Source organism: Clostridia bacterium, assembly GCA_036562685.1.
Taxonomy (GTDB): Bacteria; Bacillota; Clostridia; order Christensenellales; family DUVY01; genus DUVY01.
The window spans coordinates 1-5,392 of the sequence record DATCJR010000055.1 but is presented as its reverse complement, the minus strand read 5'-3'; the positions used below and the strand labels follow the sequence as shown (position 1 = coordinate 5,392).

The window sequence follows — 5,392 nt, the reverse complement described above, 5'->3', positions numbered from 1 at the left end:
CTTATCTACACACGTAATAAGAGAAACTGATCTTAATAATTTATATGCAAATGCTGATTATATAACCTTGCATGTTCCTCTAAATTCAAGCACAAAATATATGCTTGATACTGAAGCTTTTTCAAAAATGAAAAAGTCTGTAGCAATTATAAATTGCTCTAGAGGAGAATTGGTCAATAATGCAGACCTTATAGAAGCCATAAATCAAGGCATTGTATCAAGATATGTTACCGATTTCCCTTGCGAAGATCTATTGGGCATTGATAACATTGTTACAATCCCCCATCTTGGTGCTTCAACACCAGAAGCAGAAGACAACTGCGCTGTTATGGCTGCAAAACAACTAGCTGAATATCTACAAAACGGCAATATAACCAATTCAGTAAATTTCCCTGATACTGCATTAAAACGCACGGCAAAAGTTCGTCTCACTGTTATGCACAAAAACGTAAAAAGCTTGTTATCGCAGATTACTGAATCTATAAGCACTGCCAAAATTAATATTGCTACTATGGTCAGCCAGAGTCAGGGCGAATATGCCTATACAATTTTAGAGCTTGATGATAATGTTAATGTTGAAGTTCTATCTAAGCTCGATAAAATTGACGGAGTGATAAGACATCGTGTTATAAAATAAATCGCCAAACATCTAAAAAAACAGTCCATATTAAGATATGGACTGTTTTTTTATTAATCTTCATTTTCAAGACGAATAAGAGTTACCGCCTTTTTCTCTAACATAACTCCAACAGCAGGAACTTGGTCAATTACCTTTCCGCTTGTTCCAGCAACTTCAAACTGAAGTCCTAGACTAGATAATTTGGCCGCGGCTTGAGAATATGTCAAACCTATAAGGGCAGGCATTTCTATAACTTTTTTGAAATCTTCATCATTATTTTTAGAAGGCGCAATTCCTTTATATGCAAAAATTCCTTTAAACATAAATGATGCATAAGGTGCTGCAACCATACTTCCGTAATAAGCATATCCAGCAGGTTCATCAACAATTATCAGCACCGCATATTGAGGATTTTCCATAGGCGCAAATCCAATAAAACTAGACACATATTTTCCTCTTGCTATTACGCCGTTTTCATACTTTTGTGCTGTACCTGTTTTGCCGCCAATTCTATATCCTTCTACTCCTGCATGTTTTCCGCTTCCACTGTTAACAGCTTCTTCCAAGATATCTCTCATTATCTTGCTTGTTGATTCGCTTATTGTCTGTGCGCTTTTGACAGGATTATTAATGTATATTGTTTTTCCGTCATAAGAACGTATTTCTTTTACAAAACGCGGTTTCATAAGTTTGCCGCCATTGACCACTGCAGATGCAGATGTTATTAATTGAAGCGGGGTTACTGCAACCGCCTGACCAAAACCCATTCTTGCAAGGTCAACATTTTTTACGCTGTTTTTATTCATAACTATGCCCTTGCTTTCAGCAGGAAAATCTATGCCTGTAATTTTTCCAAAACCAAAAAGATTAATATAATCATAAAAATTGTCTTTACCTAATTTTAACGCCAAATCAACAAAACATGAGTTGCAGGAATTGTTTACAGCCTCTTGAAGGGATTGTGAGCCGTGTCCCCCACTTTTCCAACATTTTATTCGCTGACCATCAACAATTCTATATCCGGGGTCATAAAAATGATCATGTATGCTTGTTTTGTTTTGATCAAGTGCGGCTGAAAGCGTAAAAATCTTGAATGTTGAACCTGGCTCAAATACATCTGTAATGAGTTTGTTTTTAGTCAAAGAATTAAGCAAAGGTATATCGTCTCTAGGCGGATTATTAAGATCATAAGAAGGCGAAGTTGCAATCGCTACTACATCACCTGTATTAACATCCATAACCAGAACACTTGCCGAATTACTGTTATATGTCTTATATGCATCAGCTGCGACTTTTTCTGCTAATTTTTGAATTTCGGCATCAATAGTCAAAACAATGTCGCAACCTGGTATGGCAGGAATGTATTTATCTGTGTTAGACTTGAGCTCTATTCCGTGAATATCTGTTTGAGTAAGCGAAATACCATTTACGCCCTTTAAATATCTTTCATAATAATTTTCTATTCCGCTTTGACCAACTCCGTCTATATTGGTAAATCCGATTACTTGAGTCAAAAAATCTCCATAAGGATAAAATCTGGAATTGTCCTCTGAAATATATATTCCTTTATAGCCTTTGGCTCTTATCACATCTGTCTTTTCTTTTTCGATTTTGCGTGCGATCGTCACTTCGGAAACGTTTTTTTGCAATAAATCATATAAAGTTTGCTGATCTTTTTCTAAAACTTTTGCCAAAAACTCTGAAACAGCCGTTTTATCTTCCACAGCATTAGGTCTGACATAAATAGAATAAGTTGTGTAATTGGTTGCTAATATTTCGCCATTAGCATCCAAAATTTTGCCGCGTTCTGCTTGCAAAGGCAAATCTCTGGTCCATTGATCAATAGCCTTGCTTTGAAGCTCTTTGCCCCAAAACACTTGAATATATGTTAGCCTTGCCGCCAAAACAATAAAAATAAAGGTTATTGACAAAACCGCTGCCAATAACCTCTTTTGCATTGAAACACCTGAATAATATTTTGTTTTCAAATATTAACTCCCAAACACTCCGCTTAGAAAATCGCACAAATTATCAAACCAATTATCGCCACCAAGAGGTTCGGATTGTTGCTTAACAGGTATTAATTCGATAGTATTAACTTGATCGTTCTCTTTCATCCCCTGATCTTTTGCTTTTGAATAAATGTAATTGTCATCATCGTATTTTGATAATTCAGCACTTTGGGTTGCTATGTAATTTTGCTTATAGTTTAGTTCTTCTTCCATAGCGCTTATGTCTTGAGACAATGTTGCAATCATCATACCTGTTGTTGCAATCAAAACAGCAATGACTACGACAATGGTAACATAAAGAGTGATTAATCCTTTTTTTGCATTAGATGCGGTTTTTACAGCTTCATTTTTAGATAGCTTAAAATCTTTAGCTTTTTCTGCTGTCTTTTTTTCCGCATATTGCATAGTTTTTTCGCTAGGCTTAAGCTCGCTTTCTTTTTCTGCAAACAGCTTTTTATAGCGGTCTGCTATTGTCGTAGCATGACCATATACATTAGAAGTAGGTCTAAAAGTGGGCGCATTGGTGTAATATGTGCGTTGATAAGCTTCGTTATCTATCCTATTTCTATTATATGTATAAGGACTGCTGTCATATTCTCTATTAATATCATATTGTTCATTGCTAATATCATATTGTTGAGGTCTGGTAAATTCTCTTTCCCTTACCACAGTTCTCTCAGGATTAACAACAGGCTCTTTAGCAACAAAACTATCAAAGCCTTGATCAAAATCATCAGACTTTTTTACAGGTCGGTCATCAAGATCTCTCAAAGATAATCTTCTGCGTTCAGGCTCAAATTTTAACGCTTCTTGAGCACGACGTGCCTCATTGTATTTTTCTTGATACAACCTGGTATGAGCTGCCATTCTTTTTTCACGTTCTGAATCTGTATCATCGCCAGAAATCAAAGGACGTGTTCTTGCAACACCTTCGTTTTTATAGGTGTAATCTCTTTCCATATAATCTTCTCCGTCATATTTACGGGCATTAACATAGCTATAACTTTTGTTCATATCTGGAACAAAAACATCATCCTCATCTCTTTGGGTATTGAAATTCCGCCTGAATTTTGTAACAGGTTCAAAATAATTTTCTTTCAATTCCATACTTCTCATAATGTACTCCTAAGGTTTTAATTAAAAACCTAGTTAAAGTTTTTCTGCTGTTCTTAGTTTTGCAGATGCAGCCCTTGAGTTGTTTTTTATTTCTTCTTCATCAGGTACTATAGGTTTGGTGTTAATTAATTTTATACTTGCTTTATGTCCGCAAGAACATACCGGCAAGCTTTTATCACATATACAATCAGTCGATTCAGTTTTGAAAAGCTGTTTTACTATTCTGTCTTCCAGTGAATGGAAGGTTATTATAGCAATTCTGCCGCCTTTTTTTAGCCTTCCTATGATACTTTGAACAGCTTGTCCAAGTCCTTCAAGTTCTTGATTTACTTCAATTCTTATTGCCTGAAACGTCTTTTTGGCAGGGTGACCATGCTTAAGCTGAGATTTTGGTACACTTTGCATTACAATATCAGCTAGTTCAAGAGTAGTGGTGATAGGGGAAACTGCTCTTGCTTTCTCAATATTAGCAACTATTCGTTTTGCAAAATTTTCTTCACCGTAATTATACAGTATCTCAATCAACTTCTTTGGTGGATATTTATTGACTACTTCATAAGCAGTCAGGCTTTGGGATTGATCCATTCTCATGTCAAGTTTGGCATCTTTTGTATAACTAAAACCCCTTTCAGCCTCATCAATCTGATGCGACGATATGCCAAAATCCATAATGGCACCGTCGAGATATTGTATACCAAGCGAATCCAATACCTTGCACGCATCTTTATAGTTACTGTGCACAGTCACTACCCTATTGCCAAAATGACTTAACCTCTCACCAGCGGCTTTTAATGCGTCATAATCCAAATCAAGCCCAATCAACTTACCATCAGGTGAGGATCTCTTCAGTATTTCTAATGAATGTCCCCCGCCTCCTAGTGTCGCGTCTAAATACACACCGCCACTTTTTGGCGACAAAACATCCATTGTCTGCTTTAGCATAATGGGTATATGATATTCCATTGTTACTGTCCATTTGTGCCAGAATTTCTTTTCAACAGCTTGTTAAATTCTTTCAGCACTTCATTAAAGTCTCGGCTTCCTTCAGGAAGTTCGTTGATATAATCTGTATTACCGTTAAGGTTTTTATTAAATCTTTCTTCATCCCAAACTTCGATTACATTTCCTGCGCCTATTGTCACAATATTCTTATCTATCCCAGCATAATCTCGAAGTACAGGAGGAATTACAAATCTGCCTTGATTATCTTCTTCTATATCAAACATAAAAGAAGTAATCGCTCTTATTGATTTCATCGCATCGACATCTGTATATTCAATGTCTTGTATCTTAGAAAAGATGTTCTGTTCGAAGTATTCTTCAGATGCAATAACCAAACTGCCCAAACCGCCTCTTGTTATAAAATACTTTTCTCCCAATTGCGCTTTGAGTTTGGCAGGAATTCTCATTCTGCCCTTTTCATCTATTTGGTGATAATAAATACCTTTGAACATCTTTTTCTCTTTTTAGGGTGTAATTATCCTTGTAATTTACCTATATATTATCATACATTTTGACCACTTGCAACCCTTTTTATATTTTTTTTAGGACTTTTTACCTTATTTTTTTAAAAAACAACCATTTTACTTCAAAATTTCATCTTCTATTAAAAATTTTGACCACTTATCTCCATTCGCTATAAAAA

The 5,392-nt window shown here is 35.6% G+C and carries 5 protein-coding genes; 1 reads left to right on the top strand and 4 read right to left on the bottom strand.

Annotated features, from left to right (window positions below; all coding sequences use genetic code 11):
* Positions 1-637, top strand: a 637-nt coding sequence (locus tag VIL26_02415; GenBank protein HEY8389797.1) for an NAD(P)-dependent oxidoreductase, incomplete at its 5' end; no start/stop codon positions are given.
* 53 nt (positions 638-690) lie between these two features.
* On the opposite strand, the gene VIL26_02410 is transcribed toward VIL26_02415, so the two are convergent.
* The 4 genes from VIL26_02410 to VIL26_02395 are packed head-to-tail and all read right to left on the bottom strand — an operon-like array spanning position 691 to position 5,201.
* A complete protein-coding gene (locus VIL26_02410; protein ID HEY8389796.1) occupies positions 691-2,577 on the bottom strand; it encodes a penicillin-binding transpeptidase domain-containing protein in 1,887 nt (628 codons plus the stop codon).
* A gap of 33 nt (positions 2,578-2,610) precedes the next feature.
* Positions 2,611-3,747: a hypothetical protein gene (locus VIL26_02405; GenBank protein HEY8389795.1), complete on the bottom strand. Its 1,137-nt coding sequence runs from the start codon at positions 3,745-3,747 to the stop codon at positions 2,611-2,613.
* A gap of 33 nt (positions 3,748-3,780) precedes the next feature.
* The gene (gene rsmH, locus VIL26_02400; GenBank protein HEY8389794.1) at positions 3,781-4,710 is read right to left on the bottom strand and encodes a 16S rRNA (cytosine(1402)-N(4))-methyltransferase RsmH; all 930 of its coding nucleotides are present in this window, start codon (positions 4,708-4,710) and stop codon (positions 3,781-3,783) included.
* A 2-nt stretch (positions 4,711-4,712) separates the two neighbouring features.
* On the bottom strand, positions 4,713-5,201 hold the full coding sequence (locus VIL26_02395) for a division/cell wall cluster transcriptional repressor MraZ (GenBank protein ID HEY8389793.1): 489 nt from the start codon (positions 5,199-5,201) through the stop codon (positions 4,713-4,715).
* Positions 5,202-5,392 lie beyond the last annotated feature (191 nt).

Coding starts and splice junctions, on each gene's coding strand:
- rsmH (HEY8389794.1), bottom strand. CDS start 4,710: ATGGAATATCATATACCCATTATGCTAAAGCAGACAATGGATGTTTTG.
- VIL26_02410 (HEY8389796.1), bottom strand. CDS start 2,577: ATGCAAAAGAGGTTATTGGCAGCGGTTTTGTCAATAACCTTTATTTTT.
- VIL26_02405 (HEY8389795.1), bottom strand. CDS start 3,747: ATGAGAAGTATGGAATTGAAAGAAAATTATTTTGAACCTGTTACAAAA.
- VIL26_02395 (HEY8389793.1), bottom strand. CDS start 5,201: ATGTTCAAAGGTATTTATTATCACCAAATAGATGAAAAGGGCAGAATG.